Source organism: Kibdelosporangium persicum (assembly GCF_013280595.1).
GTDB lineage: Bacteria > Actinomycetota > Actinomycetes > Mycobacteriales > Pseudonocardiaceae > Kibdelosporangium > Kibdelosporangium persicum.
Genome location: NZ_JAAATY010000029.1, coordinates 1 through 21,320, shown reverse-complemented (window position 1 = coordinate 21,320; position 21,320 = coordinate 1). Strand labels below are relative to the sequence as shown.

General features: G+C 68.6%; 17 protein-coding genes. 6 read left to right on the top strand and 11 right to left on the bottom strand.

Features of this window, described 5'->3' with window-relative positions:
• The first annotated feature begins 32 nt into the window (after positions 1 to 32).
• A complete protein-coding gene (locus GC106_RS36120) occupies positions 33 to 1,064 on the top strand; it encodes a Gfo/Idh/MocA family protein (RefSeq protein ID WP_173139920.1) in 1,032 nt (343 codons plus the stop codon).
• 188 nt (positions 1,065 to 1,252) lie between these two features.
• Here the strand turns inward: GC106_RS36120 and GC106_RS36115 are convergent, their stop codons facing one another.
• Entirely contained in the window at positions 1,253 to 2,260 is a 1,008-nt protein-coding gene (locus tag GC106_RS36115; protein WP_173139918.1) for a hypothetical protein, read from the bottom strand.
• 129 nt (positions 2,261 to 2,389) lie between these two features.
• On the opposite strand from GC106_RS36115, the gene GC106_RS36110 reads away from it, so the two are divergent.
• Both GC106_RS36110 and GC106_RS36105 read left to right on the top strand, forming a co-directional pair.
• Positions 2,390 to 3,049, top strand: a complete 660-nt coding sequence (locus GC106_RS36110) for an HAD family hydrolase (protein WP_173139916.1) — start codon at positions 2,390 to 2,392, stop codon at positions 3,047 to 3,049.
• Positions 3,050 to 3,203: 154 nt separating this feature from the next.
• Entirely contained in the window at positions 3,204 to 6,308 is a 3,105-nt protein-coding gene (locus GC106_RS36105) for an ATP-binding protein (protein ID WP_173139914.1), read from the top strand.
• Between the two features lie 15 nt (positions 6,309 to 6,323).
• Here GC106_RS36105 and dprE1 read toward each other — a convergent pair whose 3' ends face one another.
• Together dprE1 and GC106_RS36095 are read right to left on the bottom strand one after the other, a co-directional pair.
• Positions 6,324 to 7,676 carry a decaprenylphosphoryl-beta-D-ribose oxidase gene (dprE1, locus tag GC106_RS36100; RefSeq protein WP_312873161.1) on the bottom strand — a complete coding sequence of 451 codons (1,353 nt, stop codon included), beginning with the start codon at positions 7,674 to 7,676 and terminating at the stop codon, positions 6,324 to 6,326.
• Positions 7,677 to 7,885: 209 nt separating this feature from the next.
• Positions 7,886 to 8,728, bottom strand: a complete 843-nt coding sequence (locus tag GC106_RS36095; protein WP_173139911.1) for a LysR family transcriptional regulator — start codon at positions 8,726 to 8,728, stop codon at positions 7,886 to 7,888.
• An 82-nt stretch (positions 8,729 to 8,810) separates the two neighbouring features.
• On the opposite strand from GC106_RS36095, the gene GC106_RS36090 reads away from it, so the two are divergent.
• Entirely contained in the window at positions 8,811 to 9,734 is a 924-nt protein-coding gene (locus GC106_RS36090; RefSeq protein ID WP_173139909.1) for an MBL fold metallo-hydrolase, read from the top strand.
• 6 nt (positions 9,735 to 9,740) lie between these two features.
• Here GC106_RS36090 and GC106_RS36085 read toward each other — a convergent pair whose 3' ends face one another.
• From GC106_RS36085 to GC106_RS36050, 8 genes are read right to left on the bottom strand one after another with little or no spacing between them, the layout of a single operon-like run.
• Complete coding sequence (locus GC106_RS36085; protein WP_312873160.1) at positions 9,741 to 10,451, bottom strand: FadR/GntR family transcriptional regulator; 711 nt, start codon at positions 10,449 to 10,451, stop codon at positions 9,741 to 9,743.
• Entirely contained in the window at positions 10,448 to 11,359 is a 912-nt protein-coding gene (locus tag GC106_RS36080; RefSeq protein WP_173139907.1) for a dihydrodipicolinate synthase family protein, read from the bottom strand. The genes GC106_RS36085 and GC106_RS36080 overlap by 4 nt, the downstream gene beginning before the upstream one ends.
• An 8-nt stretch (positions 11,360 to 11,367) precedes the next feature.
• The gene (locus tag GC106_RS36075; RefSeq protein ID WP_173139905.1) at positions 11,368 to 12,540 is read right to left on the bottom strand and encodes a sialidase family protein; all 1,173 of its coding nucleotides are present in this window, start codon (positions 12,538 to 12,540) and stop codon (positions 11,368 to 11,370) included.
• 2 nt (positions 12,541 to 12,542) lie between these two features.
• Positions 12,543 to 14,414 carry an exo-alpha-sialidase gene (locus GC106_RS36070; RefSeq protein ID WP_312873159.1) on the bottom strand — a complete coding sequence of 624 codons (1,872 nt, stop codon included), beginning with the start codon at positions 14,412 to 14,414 and terminating at the stop codon, positions 12,543 to 12,545.
• Positions 14,415 to 14,426: 12 nt separating this feature from the next.
• A complete protein-coding gene (locus tag GC106_RS36065; protein WP_173139904.1) occupies positions 14,427 to 15,338 on the bottom strand; it encodes an oligopeptide/dipeptide ABC transporter ATP-binding protein in 912 nt (303 codons plus the stop codon).
• The gene (locus GC106_RS36060; protein ID WP_173139902.1) at positions 15,325 to 17,265 is read right to left on the bottom strand and encodes a dipeptide/oligopeptide/nickel ABC transporter permease/ATP-binding protein; all 1,941 of its coding nucleotides are present in this window, start codon (positions 17,263 to 17,265) and stop codon (positions 15,325 to 15,327) included. Before GC106_RS36060 ends, GC106_RS36065 begins: the two co-directional genes overlap by 14 nt.
• Positions 17,262 to 18,218, bottom strand: coding sequence for an ABC transporter permease (locus GC106_RS36055; protein ID WP_217281406.1), 957 nt, complete (start codon positions 18,216 to 18,218; stop codon positions 17,262 to 17,264). The genes GC106_RS36060 and GC106_RS36055 overlap by 4 nt, the downstream gene beginning before the upstream one ends.
• Complete coding sequence (locus GC106_RS36050) at positions 18,218 to 19,819, bottom strand: ABC transporter substrate-binding protein (RefSeq protein WP_312873156.1); 1,602 nt, start codon at positions 19,817 to 19,819, stop codon at positions 18,218 to 18,220. The genes GC106_RS36055 and GC106_RS36050 overlap by 1 nt, the downstream gene beginning before the upstream one ends.
• Before the next feature lie 195 nt (positions 19,820 to 20,014).
• Between GC106_RS36050 and GC106_RS36045 the strand changes: the two genes are divergently transcribed.
• Positions 20,015 to 20,356, top strand: coding sequence for a hypothetical protein (locus GC106_RS36045; protein ID WP_173139896.1), 342 nt, complete (start codon positions 20,015 to 20,017; stop codon positions 20,354 to 20,356).
• Entirely contained in the window at positions 20,349 to 21,143 is a 795-nt protein-coding gene (locus tag GC106_RS36040) for a MerR family transcriptional regulator (RefSeq protein ID WP_173139894.1), read from the top strand. The genes GC106_RS36045 and GC106_RS36040 overlap by 8 nt, the downstream gene beginning before the upstream one ends.
• Positions 21,144 to 21,320: the final 177 nt, after the last annotated feature.

The following is a 21,320-nucleotide window of genomic DNA, read 5'->3' as shown; positions in this document are numbered from 1 at the left end:
GGGGCCGTCCATCCTTGAAGGGACTTCACATCATGACCGCACTTCCCACTCCGCGTACGCCGGACCCGATGGACGCACCGGCCGTGCGGTGGGGAATCCTGGCTCCCGGCTGGATCGCGCGGCTGTTCTGCACCGCGCTGCGGCAGGGCACGAAGCAGGAGATCGTCGCGATCGGCTCGCGTGACCACGGCCGGGCCAGGGCCTTCGCGGACGAGTTCGGCGCCGGGTCGGCGTACGGCAGCTACGAGGAACTGGTCAACGATCCGCAGGTCGACATCATCTACGTGGCCTCGCCGCACTCCGAGCACCACCGCCAGACCCGGCTGGCGCTCGAGGCGGGCAAGCCGGTCCTGGTCGAGAAGGCCTTCACGCGCAACGCCGCCGAGGCGCACGACCTGGTGAACCTGGCCAGGGCGAAGAACCTGCTGCTGATCGAGGCGATGTGGGCCCGGTTCCTGCCGCACTACGACGTCATCCGGCAGGTCGTCGAGAACGGCCTGATCGGCGATGTCACGGCCGTGTTCGCCGACCACGGGCAGCCGCTGTACCCGGGCGGGCCCGAGCGGCTCGCCAGCCCGGCCCTGGCCGGCGGCGCCCTGCTTGACCTGGGCGTGTACCCGATGTCGTTCGCGGAGTTCGTGCTCGGGCCGTTCAGCACGATCACCACGACCGGCACCCTGACCGACCAGGGCGTGGACAGCCAGGAGGCGATCACGGTCACGAACGCGGCCGGAGCCCAGGGCATCCTGCACGCGTCCATGCTGGCCCGTTCCGCGTGCACCGCCTCGGTCTGCGGCACCACCGGCCGGCTGGACATCGGCGGACCGTTCTACGGCCCGGCCTGGATCAGGATGTACGACCGGGACGACGTCCTGGTCGACCAGCACGAGAAGGTGACCGACGAGGGCCACATGGGACTGCGCTACCAGGCCGCCGAGGCCGCGCGCTGCCTCGCCGCGGGCCAGACGGAGTCCTCGGTCTTCCCCCTCGACGCCACCATCCGCGTCATGGAGGCCATGGACGAGGTCCGTGCCCAGCTAGGAGTGCGCTACCCCGGCGAGTAGCACGCCAGCACCCCGTGTCCACCACTCCGACACCCCGTGTCCACCACTCCGACACCGTGAGTTGACCATTCCGGCACCCCGAGATTCCCTGCGCCGGGCGCCACTGCGATCTCGGGGTGCCGGAACGTGTATCGCGGGGTGGCGGAACGTGTATCTCGGGGTGCCGGAAGGGGGATTTCGGGGTGGGGTTACTTGTACGGAACGGCGAAGATGTGGCTCATGTCGCTGTTGTGAGTCGTCGACGCTCCGCGCGCGTCCGGAAGGTTCCTCGCGATGCCGTGCACGCCGCCGCTGTACCCGGAGACGTGGTCGACCTTCACGTACGCGTTGAAGCGCGGGATGCACCCGGCGTCGGTCCTGATCTCGAAGAGCTTGTTCAACGGCACGTAGACGTGGTGCACGCTGTAGAGCATCGTCTTGGTGACGGCCGGGGTCGACGCGCTCTGGCAGACGGTGCCGTCGGCCTTCCACTGGTTGACGAACAGCGTGAACCTCGCCGTGGACGCGCCCGTGGTGCAGCCGGGGTCCGAGCACGGCTTGAGCACCTCGTAGTTGGTGTCGCCGAACACGCTGAGCCCCCTGAATCCCGGGGCGAGGTCGAACATCCCGGTCGCGGGGACCCGGAGGGTCGGGTTGGCCGGGTCGAAGTACACCGTCCTCGGGACGCTGCTCTGGATCGGTGTGCCCGCCGTGGTGTTGTCGACGGACTGGTCGGCGAACGAGAGCGAACCGCTAGCCAGGGTGAAGTACTCGTCGTCATAGCCCAGCGAGGCGGACCTGACCTGGGCTGTGCACGTCACGGTGCCCGTGACGTCCGGCTGCACCAGGTACCGGGTGGTCAGCTGGATGTCCTCCAGGTCGGGATATCCGGTGCCGCGTTGCAGGACGTTCTGGCCGATCACCATGTTCTTGCTGCCGCCTGCCCATTTGCAGACGACCTCGTTGTCCGCCAGCGACCGGCCGGTCGCCGAATTGAACCGCATCACCGAGACGATGTACGCCGTCTGCCCCGCGGTCATGTTCAGTGACACGGTGCCGACCGGGACGACGTTCTGGTCGAACCCCTGCTCGGGCACTCCCGGCGCCAGGATGGTCCGAGGGGTGAAACTGACACTCGTGGCAGCGGCGGCCGGGGAGACCGGCACCGCCAGCACCGCCATCGCCATGCCGAAGATCAGGGACAACGCCCTTCGCACGTGAGCCTCCTGTTGGGACTGGGCGGATCGAGGGGTACCGCCGAGGGGATTCGACCGGATCCGGCTTGCGCTTTCCTTCCGGGCGGGTGGAAGGGTTTGGGCACGGCCGGGTGCGGGAATGTCTCGCGGATGAGCCGAACGGTCATCTTCGACGTGGACGGAACGCTCGTCGACACCAACTACCACCACACGGTGGCGTGGTTTCGCGCGTTCCGCCGCCACGACGTGACCGTCCCGGGCTGGCGGATCCACCGTGCGATCGGCATGGGCGGCGATCGCCTGGTCGCGGCGGTCGCGGGGGAGCGGGTCGAGCAGGACCTCGGCGACGCGGTCCGCGACTCGTGGAAGGAGCTGTTCGACCCGATGCTCGACGAGATCGTGCCGTTCGACGGGGCCCGCGAGGCGGTGGCCGAGGCCAAACGCCTGGGCTGCCGGGTCGCGCTGGCCAGTTCCGGCAAGCCCGATCACGTCCGGCACTACCTGGACCTGCTCAACCTGGACGGCCTGGCCGACGACTGGACGAGCTCGCAGGACGTCTCCGACAGCAAACCCGCGCCCGACCTGCTGCGGGTCGCGCTGGAGCGGGTCGGCGGCGGCACCGCGATCCTGATCGGCGACTCCATCTGGGACTGCAAGGCCGCCGAGGAGTTCGGCGTCCCGTGCGCCGCCCTGCTCACCGGCGGCACCAGCGCCGCCGAACTGACCGGCGCGGGCGCGGTCGCGGTGTTCGAAACCCTCGCCGAGCTCCGGGAAGGCTTGCGTCCCCTCGTTTCAGGGCCGGCCGCCTGAAGTCCATTGTGGACTGAATATGGTCGTGTGTGTACGGATACCTTGACACTTCTGGCGATGTCTGATTCGCGGTGACCGGCGGGTTTCCGCTCCGCACCGGTGACCAGAGAGTTAGTGTGTAACCGCTGGGGGTGTCTTGAGGGGAGGCGCACACATGTCGCTAACCGGCGTGCACCGGGCGATCGTCGCCGTCGACGTGGAGGGGTTCTCCAGCCGGACCGACCTGCACCAGGCGGCGACCCGGCGCAACCTGTACGAGTCACTGGAACAGGGCTTCACCGAGGCCGGGATTCCCTGGCAGGACTGCGACACCAGTCAGGACCGGGGCGACGGCGTGCTGATCCTGGTGCCGCCGACCATCGCGCACGTCAACCTGGTCGACCAGTTGCCGCACCGGCTCGCCGCCGCGCTGCGCCGCAACAACGCGATCTACGCGGCGGAGGCGCAGATCCGGCTGCGGGTCGCGGTGCACGTCGGCAAGATCGACTTCGACGAGCGGGGCATCGCCGGGCACACGGTCAACTTCGTCTGCCGGATGCTGGACGCTCCCGTGCTCAAGGCCGTGCTGGCCGCGTCGCGCGGGGTGTTCTCGTTGATGGTGTCCGACTGGTTCTACCGCCAGGTCGTGCAGCCCGACCCGGCCGTGCGGCCGGACACGTACCGCGAGGTCTTCGTCGGGGTCAAGGAGGAGAACGCCACCCAGGCGTGGATCCGGGTGCCGGACGACCTGCTGTTGACCACGTCCGAACCGGGCCAGGCGATGGCCGACGTGGACGTGGAGATCCGCCGGTACACCCCGCTGCCGGACTCGGCCGGCCCGAACACCCTGCACGACGGCGAGGAACTGCGGGAGTACTGGGACTTCGGGCCGGAAGAGCTCGCGCCCGCCGCCGACTACCCGGCCCTGCCGCCCGCCGGGGTTCGCCCGCGGCTGCTGGATCGCCTGCAACCCTTGGTGCGCACGGTCGTCGGCCGTGTCGTGCCGGCGCGGACCCGGGTGGACTGGCACTCGCCGCGGGAACTGCCGCACGACGTGCCCCGTTTCAGTGGCCGCAACGCGGAGCTCGAGCGGCTGGAAGGCCTGGTCGACGCCGTGAACGTGGCCGTGATCGACGGACCGGCCGGTGTCGGGAAGACCGCGTTGGCCGTGCACTGGGCGCACCGGATGGCCGACTACTTCCCGGACGGTCAGCTCTACCTGAACCTGCGCGGTTTCGACCCGCACCAACGGCCGATGTCCCAGGCGGACGCGTTGCGCAAACTGCTTGGCGCGCTGGGGGTGAACGCCCAGCGCATCCCGGCCGATCTGGACGAGCAGACACGGTTGTTCAAGTCGGTCGTGGCCGGGCAGCGGGTGCTGATCGTGCTGGACAACGCGCGCAGCGCCGAGCAGGTCCGCAGGCTGCTGCCCGGTCACGCGACCTGCTTCGTCGTCGTGACCAGCCGCAACCGGCTGGAAGGGCTGATCGCGTGGGACGGCGCGGTCCGGGTCAACCTGGACGTGCTGACACCCCCGGACGCGATCGCCCTGGTCACCGAGATCATCGGTGACGCCCGGGTGGCGGCGGAGCCGGACGCGTGCGCGGAGCTGACAAAACTGTGCGGCTACATGCCGTTGGCGCTGCGGATCGTGGCCGAGCGCTGTGCCGCGCACGAGACCGTCCAGCTGGCCGACCTGGTCGGCGAACTGTCCGCGGAACACGACAAGATGCTCGACCAGCTGTCCAACGGCGACGAGTCGACCCGGACCGTGTTCTCGTGGAGCTACAACGCCTTGCACCCGGACGCGGCACGGCTGTTCCGCCTGCTCGGGCTGCATCCCGGCCCTGAGGTGAGCGTCGCGGCGGCCGGAGCGCTCGCGGACATGGCGTCCGCGCAGGCGCGGCAACTGCTGAACACGCTGGCCAGCGCGCACATGCTGGAGGAAGCCGGGCGCGACCGGTACCGGTTGCACGACTTGTTGCAAATGTACGCGGCCGAGTGCGCGATGGACTTGGAGTCCGAACAGGACCGTGACGAAGCCGTCCGGCGGGTGCTCAACTGGTACCTCTACAGCGCCGATGCCGCGGCACGAGTCCTGGCGCCGCAACGCCGCCGTGCCGCTTTGCCCAGGCTCACCAGCGGGCAGGAGCCGGCGTCGTTCGAGACGTACCACGAGGCGCTGACGTGGTTCAAAGCCGAACGCGCCAACCTCGTCGCCGCGACCCGGCAGGCCGAGCAGGCCGGGGAGTACGCGGTCGCGTGGAAGCTCCCGGCCGCGTTGCTGGGCTTCTTCAACCTGCGCAAGCACTGGGCGGACTGGATCAGCGTGCACAAGATCGCCCTGCAGGCCACGCGCAAACTCGGCGACCCGTACGCCGAGGCGTGGACGCTCAACAGCCTGGGCATCGCGTACTACGACCTGCGCTGGTTCACCAAGGCCGCGGAGTACTTCCAACGCGCGCTGCAGATCCGCCGTGAGGTCGGCGACCGCTACGGCGAAGGCAGCACGCTCGACAACCTCGGCAACACCCTGCGGAAACTGCGGCGTTTCGACGAGTCCATCGAGTGCTACCAACGTGCGCTGGCGTTGTTCCGTGAGATCAGCGACCGTTACGGCGAAGGCAGCACCCTGCGCAACCTCGGCGGTGCCTACCGTGGACTGCGGCGCCTGGACGAGGCCGTCGACCACTACCGGCAGGCGTTGCAGATCTGGCGTGAACTGCGGGAGCGCTACGGCGAGGGCAACACACTGTCCAACCTGGGCGACATCCACCGCACGCTCGGCCGGTCCGAACAGGCCATCGAGTGCTACGAACGTGCCCTGCAGATCTGCCGCGAGATCGAGAACGGCTACGGCGAAGGCGCGGTGCTGGACAACCTCGGCGACGTCTACGAGGACCTGGACCGCCACGAGGACGCGATCCGGTACTACAACCAGGCGCTGCGGATCTCCCAGGAGATCGGCGACCACTTCGCCGAGGGCAACACGCTCGACAACCTCGGCTGCGCGAACTACCGGGCAGGTGACTTCGAGTCCGCGTCACAGTTCCTGCGGCAGGCGCTTGTCCTGCGGCAGCAGATCAACGACCGCCGCGGTGAGGCCATCACCAGGCACCACTTGGGCGTGGTCTGTTACGCCACGGGCGAAGCGGTGGAGGCCCACGACATGTGGCGGCAGGCCCTGGAGATCTTCGACGAGCTGACCGAGCCGCACACGATCCAGATCAGAGTGGGCTTCGACATCGACGAGGAGACGGACTCGCCGTTCGAGACGTAGCGCCGGTGGCCGGAATCAGAGCCGCAGCCTGCGGCTCATGTCCGAGACGAACACGCCTTCGGGATCCACGGACCGCCGGATCTCGCGCCACTCCGCCAGCCGCGGGTACATCGCGGCGAAGGTCTCCGCGGACGTACGGGAGTCCTTCGCGGTGTACAGGCGGCCGCCCACGCCCAGCACCGCCTCGTCCAGTTCGTCACAGAACCGGCCGAGGCCGTCCTTGATCGGGAAGTCCACGCTCAGCATCCAGCCGGGCGACGGCCAGGACAGCGGCGCCTGGCTGGCCGCACCCATTCGCTTGACCACGTTGAGGAACGAGTAGTGGCCGGAGCGGGCGATCCGGCGGCAGATGACCTTGAACTCGTCCTCGCGTCCGAAAGGGACGGAGAACTGGTACTGCAGGAAACCCTTCCGGCCGTAGGCCCGGTTCCACTCGCCCAGCATGTCGAGCGGGTGGTAGAACCGCGTGAGGTTCTGGATCGCGCCCCGCGTGCCGCCGGACGGCACCGTGTGCTGCCAGAGCTCGTTCACCAGGCCGAAGGTCAGCTTGTTGGCCAGGCCGTTGGGGAACACGTCCGGCAGGGTCGCCAGCCGCGGCGCGTCGAACTTCAGCGGCTCGCCGCGCAGCTTGGCGGGCAACTGGTCCCGTTTCGCCAGCGAGCCACGGGAGAACGTCGCCCGGCCCAGCCTGCCGTCGGAGGACATCAGGTCCGGGACGGCCATCGAGTAGTCGTAGGCCAGGTCCGAGCCGTCGGTGAACAGTGCCAGCGTTTCGTCCAGGTCGGCGGTCCGGTCCGCGTCGACCACGAAGTAGGCCGTCTCGGTCTTCTTCATCCGGATCGTGGCGCGGGTGATGATGCCGGTCAGCCCGATCCCGGCGACGGTCGCCCAGAACAGCTTCGACTCGGGCGTGAGGGTGCGCACCTGGCCGTCGGCGGTCAGCAGGTCCATCGACACGACATGGTCGCCGAAGCTGCCCGCGGAATGGTGGTTCTTGCCGTGGATGTCGTTGGCGATGGCGCCACCGATGGTCACCTGACGCGTGCCGGGCAGCACCGGCACCCACAACCCGTGCGGCAGCGCGGCACGCATCAGCGCGTCGAGGCTCACGCCCGCGTCGACGTCGACAAGGCCGGAGCCGGGATCGATCGAGTGGATCCGGTCCAGCGCGGTCATGTCGACGACCAGGCCGCCCGCGTTCTGCGCCGGGTCGCCGTAGGAACGGCCGAGGCCTCGTGCGATGACGCCGCGCTCGCCCGCGGTGGCCACCGCACGCGCGATGACCTCGACGTCCGGTGTGGACAGGACCTCCGCGACGGTCGGGGCGGTTCGTCCCCAGCCGGCGAGCGTACGGCGCTGAGTCGTCACGTGATCATCGTAGCGAGATTCGTTTCGGTGAATCGATCGGGAAGACCGTGACGGCATTGCCGTCCGCTTCGAGGTTTTGTCATTCCCGATTTCATGACCGTGCACCGGGAAATTGCGGAAAGCCGCGGTAATTCGCCGGTGATCTCCGCCGCACTGGACGAATCGCGGACGACGATTCGGTTCCGGCCAGGTCGGCTGCCGTAGGGCGCTCAGGCGCGGTAGGCGGCTGTCGCGATCCGGACGAAGGACTGGATCAGCGGGTTCGTGTCGCCCTCGTTCCACGCGGCCACCACGCGGCTCGGCGCCATGTCGATCAACGGGACGGCGACCAGCTCGTCGGGCGGCTTGTGCCCGAGCGGGATCATGCCGACGGTGCCGTTCCAGATCACGGCCTGGAGGCATTCCTGGACGGCGCGCACCACCGGGCCCTCGCGGGGCTCGCCGCCGTTCCAGTACGACTGCCAGATCGGGTCGGTACCGCCGGGGAACCGGAACCAGCGCCGGTCGGCCAGGTCGGCCAGCTTGAGGTGGTCACGACGGGCCAGCGGATCGTCGGCGCGAAGCACCGCACCGACCGGATCGGCGCGCAGGTCGTGCACGGTCAGGCCGGTCTCGTCGAACGGCCCGCGGGTCAGGGCGACGTCGACCAGTCCGGCACGCAGACCGCAGGTGGGATCGGTCAGGTCAGCCTCGCGGATGCGGACCTCGACGCCTGGATGCCGTCTGCGGTACGCGGTGGCCAGCCGTGTCGCGCCACGGTCAGTGCTGTCGCCGAGGATGCCGACGGTGATGGTCGCGGCGCCGGCCACGCGCACCCGTATCTGGCCGGCCTGGTCGAGCAGGGCACGCGCTTCGTCCAGCAACGCCGACCCAGCCGGGGTGAGCGAGACGCCCGCGGCGGACCGGTGCAGCAGAACGGCGCCGAGGTCGTTCTCCAGCTGTTTGATCGCCCGGCTCAGCGGCGGCTGGCTCATGTGCAGGCGCGCGGCGGCCCGGCCGAAGTGGAGTTCCTCGGCGACGGTGACGAAGTAGCGCAGCGTCCGCAGCTCCATGACCGGCGAAGATACCCGTACGGTATCGGCGCCACCCGATCGGTCTTGGACGGCCGGGCCCGCTCGGCAGTGGAATCACGGCATGGAGATTCCCGATCCCGCCGTACGGACCGACGGCGCCCAGGAGATAGCACCGGACCTGCTCGTGCTCCCGAACCAGCGGGTCGACCTGGTGCCCAACATCGGCATCATCGGCGGCACGGACGCGGTCCTCGTCGTCGAAACGGGCATCGGTACCGCGAACGCCGAGCACGTTCTCGCCTTCGCGTCCGAGGTGGCCAACGGGCGGCGGATGTACCTGACCACGACGCATTTCCACCCGGAACACGCTTTCGGCGCCCAGGTGTTCGCCGGACAGGCCACGTACCTGGTCAACCGGGCACAGGCGGCCGATCTGGCCGGAAAAGGACCGGGATACCTGGAGATGTTCCGCGGCTTGGGCGAGTCGGTCGCCCGGCGTCTTGACGGCGTCCGGATTCCCAGCCCGGACGTGGTCTACGACGGCGGGTACGACCTCGACCTGGGCGGCCGGATCGTGCGGCTGCGGCCGACCGGCCGGGCGCACACACGAGGCGATCAGGTGGTCGAGGTGCCGGACGCCGGCGTGCTGTTCACCGGGGACCTGGCCGAGACCGGGCAGTTCGCCATCTTCCCGTGGTTTCCGCCGCACGACACGGATGTGTCCGGCGTGGGCTGGTTGGCGGTGATGGAAAACCTGGCCGCGACCAAGCCTCGGGTCGTGGTGCCCGGTCACGGCGACATCGGCGGTCCCGAGGTGCTTGCCGGTGTCCGCGACTACCTGCGTGAACTGCGTGACGAGACCTGGCTGCGGCGGGACTCCGCGATGGCGGAGGCCGAAATCGTCGCCGAGGTGCGGGCGGTGCTGACCGATCGGCATCCCGAGTGGAGCGGTCAGGAGTGGATCGAACGGGGCGTCGGATGCCTGTGCACCGAGTCCACCGAGGAGCCGGGTTCGTCCGTCCGATCACCAAGGGCGCCAGGGTGAACGCCGTCATGGCGGCTGGTCGGCACCGCCGGTGCGTAGCTGGGCGACGCGGAAGTCCAGGTTGCGGAAGTGCTCGGTCATCGCGAGCTCCGCGCGGGCCAGATCGCGGTCACGCACGGCGCTGACGATGGCGCGGTGCCGCTCCACCGTCAGGACCGGGTCGGGATCGGTCACGCCGAGCTGGTGGTTGACCCGGTGGAACACGTCCCAGAACGCCCGCAGCAGCTGGGTGACCAGCGAGTTGCTCAACGATCGGTACAGCAGTTCGTGGAACTGCCTGTCCTCCTCGGCGAAGGTCAGGCCGGACTGGGCGCGTTCGTTCATCCGGTCGGTGACCTCGTCGAGGGCGAGCAGGTCGATCTCCGGCACGGTGGCCGCGACCCGCCGGATGAGAGCGTTTTCGAGTGCTTCGCGCACTTCGACGATCTCCTCCATCGAGCGCAGGTCGCGGCCGATGTCGTGCAACGCACGGAAGGTCAGGCCATCGGCGAACGGGGCCAGCGACAGGTTGCCGACGTACGTGCCGTAACCGTGCCGGATCTCCACGATGTCCAACGCCTGCAGCGCTTTCAGTGCCTCGCGGATCGAGTTGCGGCTCACGCCCAGCGTCTCGACCAGCTCGGACTCGGTGGGCAACGGGTCGCCCGGCCGCAGCCGCCGGTCCAGGATCAGTCCGGTGATCTCGTCCCGGATCGCCTGGCCCAACCCGGCTGTCACAACAGCCCGGCCTCGTCCAGGTGCCGGCGCACCGCGGCGCGCTCGGCGTCGTTGAGCGGGATCATCGGCTTGCTGGTGGTCGCGTCGGCGATCACGCCCCGCAGCACCAGGCCCTCCTTGAACGCGCCGATCGCCGACGAGTACCGGCCGATCCGGCCGTCGCCGACGTAGATCAGCTGGAACAGGCGCCGCAGACGGGCCTGCTCGGCCCGTGCGGTGTCCCAGTCCTGCCGGGCCGCGGCTTCGTACAGCCGCACGTATCCGTGCGGGTCGACGTTGCCGATACCCGGTACAAGACCGTGCGCGCCGCTGAACAGCCCGAGGTCGGCGTTGGTCTCCGAACCCGAATAGCACAGGAAGCCCGCCGGGACACACGCCAGGACAGCGCGCAGCCCGTCGAGGTCGCCGCTGGAATCCTTCAGCCCGGCCAGGGTCTTGTCCGCGGCGAGCTCGGCCACCACCTCCGTCGGCAGCTTGTGGCCCACCGAGACCGGGATGTCGTACGCGACCAGCGGAAGGTCCACCGCGGCCCGGATGTCCCGGAAATGGCCGGGGAACTCCGTCGGGTGCGTCGGCGCGTAGAACGGGGCCGTGGCGACCAGGGCGTCCGCGCCGGCGGCCTTGGCCGCCAGCGCCTGGTCGATCACCCGCGGCGTGGTGGTGTCGATGACCCCGGCGAGCACCGGGACCTGGCCCGCGGCCACACCGGCCACCACTTCGAGCGCCTGCCGCCGCACGTTGTCCGGCAGGTAGGCGACCTCACCGGTGGAGCCGGTGACGAACAGGCCGTGCACGCCTGCCTCGATCAGGTACGCGGCCAGCCGCTCCAGCGACGCGACGTCGAGTTCGCGTTCCGGCGTCAGCGGTGTGCACACGGGTGGCACGACGCCACCGTTGAGCTGAGTCAAAGCCTCTCCTACTTGTGTTCGGCCAGCGAGCGCAGCGGGACCTGGGTGAACCTGATCGTCTCGTACGGCCCGGCGGCACCCGTCTCGTAAAGCACGCCAACGGATCCGCCGAGCTGGACGAGGTCGGAATAGGCCGCGGGCGCGTCCGACAGCTGGTACGCCTGCCGCCAGGACTGCCCGTTGTCGGCACTGACGCGGATCGCCATCGCCTTGCGGCTGACCGCGTCCGAAGGCCCGGAGAACAGCAGCAGGCCGGGACGCGTGGTCTGCAGGACACTGGCCTGCACCTTGGGGATGGTGAGTGTCGTTTGCGGACGGTACGGCGCGGTGAGCGTCTCACCGCCGTCGGCGCTGATCGCGTCCACCCGGCCGCCGAGCGTGCCTTGGTTGCGGCTGTTGAAGTACAGCCGTCCGTCGGGAAGCTGTGCCACCGTGGTCTCGTTCGACGCGATGGTCACGTCGGTGCGGTCCTCGGAGAAGCCGATTCGCCAGGTGCGGCCGCCGTCATCGCTGATGAGCGAGTGGCCGCCGTAGTACTTGGCTTCCGTGCCGACGTCGGCGGACCCGGCCGGCGGTGCGCTGGAGTGGTTGGCGGGGACGACAATGCGCCCGTCGCGCAACAGGATCGCGTGACCGGGCCCGGTGGCGTACCAGCGCCAGTCCGGCCTCTTGGTGGTCGAGGTGATCTCCTGCGCGGCGGTCCACGTGCGGCCGTTGTCCTTGCTGCGCTGGACGAACACGCGGCGCGAGTCCTCTGCGGACACCGTGCCGGACATTATCTGCCGTTCGGTCACCCGGCCGTTGCGCGTGGTCAGCAGCACGATGTCGCCGTTGCGCAGCACGACCGGCGCCGGATTGCCCGCGGTCGCGTTGCCATTGGCCGACACCACCGACATCGGGCCCCACGTGCAGCCGCCGTCGTACGAACGCTTCAGCACAACGTGGATCGCGCCGGTGTCACCGGCCGACTCGACACGTCCTTCGGCGAAGGCCAGCACCGCGCCGGACCTTGCCCGGACCACGGCCGGAATACGGAACGTGTGATATCCCTCGGTCCCGGACGTGTACGGCACCGACGAGCAGCCGCGCTGCGGTGCCGCCGCGGGCTGCGCTGCCGCGGCAGCGGGCTGCGCGAGGGCCGCCACGGCCAGCGTGGCGAGAACGATCGGCCGTAACTTCATGATCAGCCTCCGATTCGGTCGAGCGGCAGGCGCAACACCTGACGGTCACGGATGTCTGCGTTGGACAGTCGAAGCCGGTCGAGTTCGGCCGGGGACAACGCCCGGGTGTACAGCCGAACCTCGTCGAGTGTGCCGTCGAAACGCTGCAGGTAGTCCTGCCGTTCGCCGACGTGGATCTGGAACGACACCCGCTCGCTGAGCGAGCCCGCGACCGCCGGGCCGGACGCGACCTGGACACCGTCGACCCAGAGCAGCAGCTGTCCGGCGGACCGTTGCAGCACGACGTGATGCCACTGCTGGTCGTCGTAGGCCTGGGTGGTGGTGATCGACGCGCTGCCGCTGGGCGTGGTCATCCGTGCGACCAAGCGCTTGTTCCCTGGCTCGGCGCGCAGCCACAGCTGCGGCGCGGTGTTGCCCATCCCGCCGAGCCAGAACAGCGCCTGATCGCCCTTGGTTTCGCCGTAACGGAACCACGTGCTGAACGTCAGGTCGCCGTCGCCAGGAAGTTGTGCCTGGTCATACGGAACACGCAAGTAGTCGTCGACGCCGTCCAGGTCGAGGCCCGCACCGAACCGGCCACGAGTCAGGGCCGGTTCGCCGAGGGCATAGGCGTCTTTGTTGGTCCTGGAGACGTCCGGGGTCGTCGGGCCGGTCGGCTCACGCCAGCCGAGGTAGTCCTCGGTGAACCGGGCGAAGCGGATCTCGTCCCGGGCGTCCACCGGACCGCCTTCGTACATCAGGCCGATCTCGGTGTCACGCGCCCAGGGGCCGCTGATCTGGACCATGTCGGAGTAGCCGGACCAGTCCGACGTGATCCTGGTGCCCTGCTCGGCGTTCTCCCAGGTCCGGCCGTGGTCGTACGAGGACCTGATCATCATCCAGCGGCGCCGGTCGGTGTCCGACGGCGAGGAGTACAGGATGCGGTCCGGCTTGCCGAACCTCTGCAGCCGCAACACCGCACCCTGGACGGTCGGTGTCACCAGGTCGGGAATGGCCTGGAACGGCGTGCTGAACGTCTCGCCACCGTCGCGGCTGATCGCGAAGCTGCGGTTGCCGACGGCCGTCCCGCCCTGGTCGCGGGCACTGGCGTAGACCGAGCCGTCGGCGAGTTCGGTGACCGTGATCTCCTGCGGCTTCTGGGTGAACGGGCCGCCCGCCGGGAACGTGGTGCTGTCGACCGCGCCGACCTGCCAGGTCCTGCCGTGATCATCGCTGTAGACCAGAGCGGCGTCGTTGGCGACCGACTTGGTGGAGCCGTTGTCGCTGGTCTCGCCGCTCACGCCGAAGACAAGCCGTCCCGCGTGCTTGCCGCGGGTCAGCTGGATGCCGTGCACGGGTCCGGTCGCGTACCAGTAGTCCCATTGCGGCAGCTTGACTTGGCTGCTCATGTCGACGGGAGCCGACCACGTCACGCCATCGTCGTCGCTGTACTGCAAGTACGGCGTGCGTTTGCACGGGACGTCACAGGCCTTGTCGTCCGTGCGGCCCGCGTTGTACGTGGTGAACAGGAAGATCCGGCCGGTGACACTGTCCACAAGGGGCACAGGGTTGCCGTGCGTGTCGCCCTTGCCCTCGTTGACCAGTTGCATCGGCGACCATGTCTTGCCGCCGTCGGTGGACCGTTTCAGCACGACATCGATGTCGGCGGTGTCACCGCAGTTCAGCACGCGGCCCTCGGCGAACGCCAGCAGCGTGCCCTTCGCGCTGCGCACGATCGCCGGAATGCGGTAGCACCAGTAGCCGGGGTCCTGGGACGCCTTGAACAACACCTGCTGGTGCAGCGATGGTTCGTCGGCGGAGGCGGGTTGCGGCACGACCAGTGCCCCGGCTGACAGTGCCGATAACAGTGCGGACAACAGCAACGTCTTGCGCACAGATCGTCCTTCCTAAAGCACAGGGTGGATGCAGCGGTACGTGTGGCCGGCGCCCGCGGTGACCAGCGCGGGCAGTTCCGCCGCGCATTCGTCGGTCGCCTTCCAGCACCGGGTGCGGAAGTTGCAGCCGCTCGGCGGATTGGTCGCGGACGGAACCGGTCCGGTCAGGACGATCGGCTCCACGGCGTGCAACAGGCTCGGCGTCGCCGAGAACAACGCACGCATGTACGGGTGATGCGTGGCCTCTGGAACGGCCGCGGCCGGGGCTTCCTCGACGATGCGGCCGAGGTACATCGTGATGATCCGGTCGCTCATCTTCTTGACGGTCTGGATGTCGTGCGAGATGAAGACCATCGCCAGGCCGAGCCGTTCACGCAGGTCGACGAGCAGGTTCAGGATCTGGGCGCGTACCGACACGTCCAGCGCCGAAGTCGGCTCGTCGGCGACCAGCAACTGCGGCCGGAGAGCCAGGGCCCGTGCGATCGCGACCCGTTGCCGCTGACCGCCGGAAAGCTGGCCCGGCACGGCGTCGGCGACGCTGTCCGGCAGGCCGACCAGGGACATCAGCTCGCGTACCCGGTCGTCTCGCTCGGCCGGAGTGCCTTGTTTGTGCACGTCCAGCGGATCGCGAATGATCTTGGTGATCGGCAGCCGCCGGTTCAGCGCGGTCGACGGGTCCTGGAAGATCATGCCGATGTGCTTGCCGGTGAACCGCACGGTGCCCTGCGTGGGGCGTTGCAGGCCGACGATCACCTTGGCCAGAGTGGACTTCCCGCAGCCGGATTCACCGACTATGCCGACGGTTTCCCCGGCGGTCAGGGTCAGGTTCGCGTCGGTGAGCGCGTACACGTTGTCGTGCCCGAACAACCGGCGTGCCCGGATCCGGTGCACGACATGCACGTCAGAAAGTTCAAGCAGGCTCATGCGCCCTCATTTCCGCGGGGAAGTGGCAGGCGATCATGTGGTCCACGTTGTCGCCCAGCTTGGGCGGCGCTTCGGTGTGGCAGATCGCCCGTGCCGCGGGACACCGGTCGGCGAACCGGCACCCCGGCTCGAAGTCCGCGGGGGCGGGCACGACACCCTTGATCTGGGTGAGCGTGGCCTCGTTCTGCTCCAGCGACAGCACCGCGGACAGCAGGCCCCGGGTGTAGTGGTGCCTCGGCGCGCCGATGATCTGCGCGATCGTGCCCATCTCGGCGACCTGACCGCCGTACATCACGACCACCCGATCGGCCACTTCGGACACCAGCGCCAGGTCGTGGGACACCAGGATGAGCGCGAAACCGAGCTCCTCCTGCAACCTGAGCAACAGTTTCACGATCTGCGCCTGCACGGTGACGTCCAGCGCGGTGGTCGGCTCGTCGGCGACGATCAGCTTGGGGCTGCGGGACAACGCCATCGCGATCAGCACCCGTTGCCGCTGTCCGCCGGACAACTCGTGCGGATAGGACCGCAACGTGCGCTCGGGATCGAGATTCACCAGTTCCAGCAGCTCTTCCGGGGTGCGTGTGCCACCCCTGCGGGTGAACTGCTTGAGCTGCGAGCGGATCGTCATCGCCGGGTTGAGCGAACTGAGCGCGTCCTGGTAGATCATCGCGATGTCGTGACCGAGGTAGCGGCGCCGCTGCCTGGCCGTCAACGCGAGCAAGTCCTTGTGGTCGAAGCGGATCTGCCCGGACACCTGTGCGGTCGCCGGTTGCAGGCCCATGATCGACAACGAGGTCAGTGACTTGCCGCAGCCCGATTCACCGATCAGCCCCAGCACTTCGCCGGACCTGACCGTGAACGAGACCCCGTCGACCACGTTGACCCCGTTGTGCCGGTCGGGGAACGAGATCGTCAGGTTCGCCACGGCCAGCACGGTCTCCCGGTCCGACAGGTCACGGGCTCGCAGTGCCAGCCGTTCGCCGGCCTCGTGCAGGCCCGCGATCGGCCGGATCTCGGCCGGTTCCTCCGCCATCGCGACGGCTTTCGCGGCCCGGCCCGCCTTGACCTGCCGGGCGGACGGCGTCGCCCAGGCGTCGGAGATGCCTTCGGCGAACACGTTCAGCGCCAGGACCGTGACCAGGATCAGCAAGCCGGGGAACAGCGTGGCCCACCAGCCACCGGTCAGCACCAGGTCCTTGCCGTTGGCCAGAACCGACCCCCAGGACGGATCCGGCGGCTGGATGCCCGCGCCGATGAACGACAGCGACGCCTCGAACACGATCGCGTCGGCCACCATCACCGTGCAGAACACCAGGACGGGTGCCGCGCAGTTCACCGCGACGTGCTTGGCCAGGATGTAGGCGCGTTTGGCGCCGATGATCCGTTCGGCGGCGACGTAGTCCTCGCTGTACTGCGCCATCACGTTCGCACGCACCACACGCGCGATCGACGGTGTGTACAGGAAGCCGATCGCCATGATCAGCACTGGCAGGCCGCGCCCGAACACCGCCACGAGCACCGCGGCGAGCGCGATTCCGGGGAACGCCATGATGACGTCCAGTACCCGCATGATCACGCCGTCCGCCCGGCGGCCTGACGTGGCCGCGAGCGCGCCGATCAGCACGCCGGCCACCAGGGCGATCCCGATGGCGCCGAGACCGACCGCGAGCGACCAGCGGGTGCCGTAGACCAGGCGCGCGAAGATGTCCCGGCCCGAGGAGTCCGTGCCGAGCCAGTGCTCGCCGCTCGGCCCGTCGACTGCCGCGCCGGTCAGGTACGGGTCGTGACCCGCGATGACCGGGGCCAGAGCGGCCACGAGCGCCAGCAGCACGATGAGCGCGAGCGCGATCCACGACGAGATGTTGAGCCTGCTGAACCGGATTCCCGGGTTGCTCAGCCGCCTGGTGAGGCCGGGGCGCATCATGAGTGGCTCCGCAGGCGGGGGTTGGCGATCAGGTAGAGGACGTCCACGACCAGGTTGACGAGCACAAAACCGAGCGCGATGGTGATCACGAAGCCCTGCACCTTCGAGGTGTCGCCGTCGGTGACGGCCTGGATCATGTTCTGTCCCATCCCTGGCAGCGCGAACATCGTCTCGATCACCACCGCGCCGCCGAGCAGGTAGCCGATCCGCAGCCCCAGCACGGTGAGCGGGTTGACCAGCGCGTTGCGCAGCACGTTGCGGCCGACCACGACCACCGGCGGCAGACCGCCGCCGCGTGCCGTGCGCACGTAGTCCTTGTCCAGTTCCTCGACCATGGACGTGCGGATGATCCGGGTCAGCTGGGCGGCCACCGGCATGGCGAGCGCGACCGCGGGCAGCGTCATCGAGTTCAGCCAGCCGCTGAACGAATCGTTCATGCTGACGTATCCGCTGGTGGGGAAGAGGCCCTGGCCGACGGCGAGCCACTGGACCAGCAGCAGCGCGATCCAGAACGCGGGGGCCGCCACCCCGGCCAGCGACACGATCCGGATGACCTGGTCGGGCCAGCGGTCCCGGAACAGCGCGGAGATCACGCCGGACGGCACCGACAGCACGATCGCGATCACCAGGCCCATCAGCGTCAGCTGGACGGTCAACGGCAGCGCGGTGGTGATGATGTCGGCCACCGGCTGCTTGGTGATCACGCTGACCCCGAAGTCACCCTGGATCAGCTGCCCGAGGAACCGGAAGTACTGCACCGGCAACGGATCCAGCAGCCCGTTGTCCCGCCGGAACTGCTCCAGCTGTTCCGCGCTGGCGTTGGCGCCGTCGAACGCCGCCAACGCCGGATCGGTGGGGGAGAAGCGCATCACGACGAAGACGAACAGGGTGACCCCGAGCAGCAACGGCACGAGCGACAGCACCCGGCCGAGCAGCATCCGCAGGATGACCATCACAGAACCGGTTTGGCCTGGTTGAGGTTGATCCCCGGGTAGCCCTGCGCGCGGACGCCGGACAGCGCCTTGGGATCCCATGCGGTGCCGTTGTGCGTGAACACCATCGGGTACACCACCGCCTGGTCGGCGATCATGTCCAGGGCCTGCTTGATCAGCGGCTTGCGCTGCGCTTCGTCGGCCTGCGCGGTCGCCTGGTCGAGCAGGCCGAGCAACTGCTGCGCCTCGGGGCCGGTCCACTTGGCGTACTTCGGCGCGACGCCGGAACCCGCGTAGTAGTACCGGATCAGCAGGTCGGGGTCGTTGCCGAACTGCTCGGCGTTCTGCGTGGTCGCCACGACGTGGAAGTCGAACCCGCTGTCCAGTTTGGAGAACAGTGCCTTGGTGTCCTGACTGTCCAATGTGGTGGTCACGCCGATGGCGTCCCAGCCTTCCTTGATCACGTTCACGCAGTCCGCGACCAAGGTGGTGTTCGTCGTGGACAGCGTGACCTGGAGGTTGCTCACCCCGGCCTGTCGGAGCAGCTCCTTGGCCTTGTCCGGGTTGTAGCCGAAGTCGTTGGCGGCGGGCTGGGACGCGGCCATCTTCGGGTTGATGAAGCTCGTGCCGGGCGTGCCCTTGCCCTTGAGCCCGACCTCGATCATCTTCTTCTTGTCGATCGCGTGGTGCAGGGCCTGGCGCACGAGTTTGTTGTCGAAGGGCGCGTGCTGGGTGTTGAACATCAGCCACAGGTTGTTGCCGCCGTCGGCGAACTCGACCGTGCGGCCGTCCTTCTGCAACTGGTCGGCGTTGGCAGCGGGGATGTTCTCCACGATCTGGGCCGCCGGAGTCGCACCGGAGATCTTGGCGACCCGCGGCGAGGCCTCGACGATCGAGTTCCACAGCATGGTCTTGTACACCGCGGGGCGAGGCCCGTTGTACCCGTCGAACCGCTCGAAACGGGTGTGCGACAACGGTGCCTGCTCGACGACCTTGTACGGCCCGGAACCGACGACCTTGCCGGACACCGCGTCCTGCCACTTGCCGTCGAAGACGTGCTTCGGCGCGATCTTGACGGTCTGCAACCGTTGCAGCACATAGGGGAACGGCTTGTCGAGGACGAACTCGACCTTGTTGTCGCCGGTCTTGCGGACCTGGTTGAGCCATCCGGCGAGGAACGTCCGGACGAGCACGTTCTCCTTCGGATCGAGTGCCCTGGTGTAGGTGAAGACGACGTCATCCGCGGTGACGGGCTGCCCGTCGTGCCACTTGGCGCCGTCCCTGATCTCGAAGGTGAGGCTGGTGCCGGTGACGTCGGCGGGAAGGGCCTTGGCCAGCCCCGCGTAGGGCTCACGGGTGATCGGGTCACCCTCTACAAGGGACTCGTAACAGTGCAGCATCGCGGCCATCGAGAACGCCGACGCGGTCTGTAGCGGGTCCCAGGTCTGGTTGTTGCCGTACCCGATCACCGCGGTGATCGAGTCGGCCTTGTTGCCTGTGGCATTCGTCGAGGCCGGGCCGCCGCACGCGGCGAGCGTCGACGAGAAGGCAGCGGCCACACCGGCGAGACCGGTGAAGCGCAACATGTCGCGCCGGCTGAACGACTGACCAGTTCCGGACACCGCGCCTCCAGGGGAACGATTCGACAAGAGATGGGACATGGGATGTCCTATGAGTCGTGAACCATAGGCGCCGATCGGGACCAGGTCAAGACATCACGAAACGTGGCCGTCACACGAGGGACACCGTACGCACATCTACCCTCGTGAGTGTTTATCCAGGTTAGAACCCTGATAACCACTCACGAAGGGGGTGACATGCCACCCGACGCCACCGGGACCGAGCGGCGGCCGCACGTGCGGCGGCTGTACCTGTGGGCCGGGCTGGAGCGGCAGCAGGCCATCGATGCCGAGGTCGACGAGTACCGGCGGAACGTCGCCGCGATCAAAGCCGCTCAGCAAGCGGGACAGATCCGCGCCGACATCCCGGCGATCGAGCTGATGGCCATGGTGGTCGCGTTGGTGACCAGCTGGGACACCGCCTCCTGGTCACTGAAGGCGCCGCAGGCGGAGAACGGTCACGAGTCCTTCACCGGCCGCAGGGCCGCGGTGGCGGCCGCGGTCGCCGGACTCATCCAGCGAAGCGTTGACCATGACTGACGCCGACGGCCTGACCGTCGGGGAGGTCTCGACTCGTCTGGGCGTGACAGTCCGCGCGCTGCACCACTGGGACGAGATCGGTCTGGCACGGCCGTCGCTGCGCACGGCCGCCGGATACCGGCTCTACACGGCCGGTGATCTGGAACGCCTGCACCGCGTCGTCATCTACCGCGAGCTCGGTCTCGGCCTGGACAGTATCCGGTCCATCCTGGACGACTCAACCGCGGACGTGCTCGGCGCACTGCGCGCGCAGCGCACTCAGGTCGCTGAGCGGATCGATCGCCTCCAGCAGCTCAGCGCCGGACTGGATCGGATGATCGACGCCCACGAGCGCGGCATGCTGCTGACTGCCGAGCAGCAGGCCGCGATCCTGGGGCCGCAGTGGAACCCGGAGTGGCCCGCCCAAGCCCGTCAGCTCTACGGGAACACGACACAATGGCTGCAGTTCGCCGAACTCTCGGCTTCTCGCGGCCCGGAGGAATGGCAGGCCGTCGCCGACACCATGGCCGACCTCGACCGCGCTCTCGGGGATGCGATGGACGCCGGGGTCACCCCTGGCAGCCCGGAAGCGAACCATCTCGTCGAGCGGCACCGCGACGTCTTCGCTTCGTACTTTCCGCTCACCAGGCGGATGCAGGTCTGTCTCGGCCGCATGTTCGAGGCCGATCCGGGATTCGCGGCCCACTACGACGGCGTCCGCGCCGGTCTTGCCACCTGGTTCCGTCAGATCATCGACGCGAGCGCACGCGCCCACGGCATCGACCCGGACACCGCGACCTGGGAGTAGCGCCGGGCCCGCTAGGTGTTGCGGGTCATGAGGTTGTTGACGCCGGGCAGGGCCTGAGGATGGGGACGGGTCTTTCGGCGGCAGGATGAGAAGTACCACCAACTCGTCCGCCGAGCAGAAAGACCCGTCCATGCTCCACCGTAACGCCCCGCTGTCGGTAGAAGGCCGCCGCCGTCT

Bases quoted from the DNA above. Each gene is read 5' to 3' on its own strand.
- GC106_RS36110 (WP_173139916.1), top strand. From the start codon at position 2,390: ATGAGCCGAACGGTCATCTTCGACGTGGACGGAACGCTCGTCGACACC.
- GC106_RS36045 (WP_173139896.1), top strand. From the start codon at position 20,015: ATGCCACCCGACGCCACCGGGACCGAGCGGCGGCCGCACGTGCGGCGG.
- GC106_RS36105 (WP_173139914.1), top strand. From the start codon at position 3,204: ATGTCGCTAACCGGCGTGCACCGGGCGATCGTCGCCGTCGACGTGGAG.
- GC106_RS36095 (WP_173139911.1), bottom strand. From the start codon at position 8,728: ATGGAGCTGCGGACGCTGCGCTACTTCGTCACCGTCGCCGAGGAACTC.
- GC106_RS36120 (WP_173139920.1), top strand. From the start codon at position 33: ATGACCGCACTTCCCACTCCGCGTACGCCGGACCCGATGGACGCACCG.
- GC106_RS36090 (WP_173139909.1), top strand. From the start codon at position 8,811: ATGGAGATTCCCGATCCCGCCGTACGGACCGACGGCGCCCAGGAGATA.
- GC106_RS36040 (WP_173139894.1), top strand. From the start codon at position 20,349: ATGACTGACGCCGACGGCCTGACCGTCGGGGAGGTCTCGACTCGTCTG.
- GC106_RS36065 (WP_173139904.1), bottom strand. From the start codon at position 15,338: ATGAGCCTGCTTGAACTTTCTGACGTGCATGTCGTGCACCGGATCCGG.
- GC106_RS36075 (WP_173139905.1), bottom strand. From the start codon at position 12,540: ATGAAGTTACGGCCGATCGTTCTCGCCACGCTGGCCGTGGCGGCCCTC.
- GC106_RS36055 (WP_217281406.1), bottom strand. From the start codon at position 18,218: ATGGTCATCCTGCGGATGCTGCTCGGCCGGGTGCTGTCGCTCGTGCCG.
- GC106_RS36060 (WP_173139902.1), bottom strand. From the start codon at position 17,265: ATGATGCGCCCCGGCCTCACCAGGCGGCTGAGCAACCCGGGAATCCGG.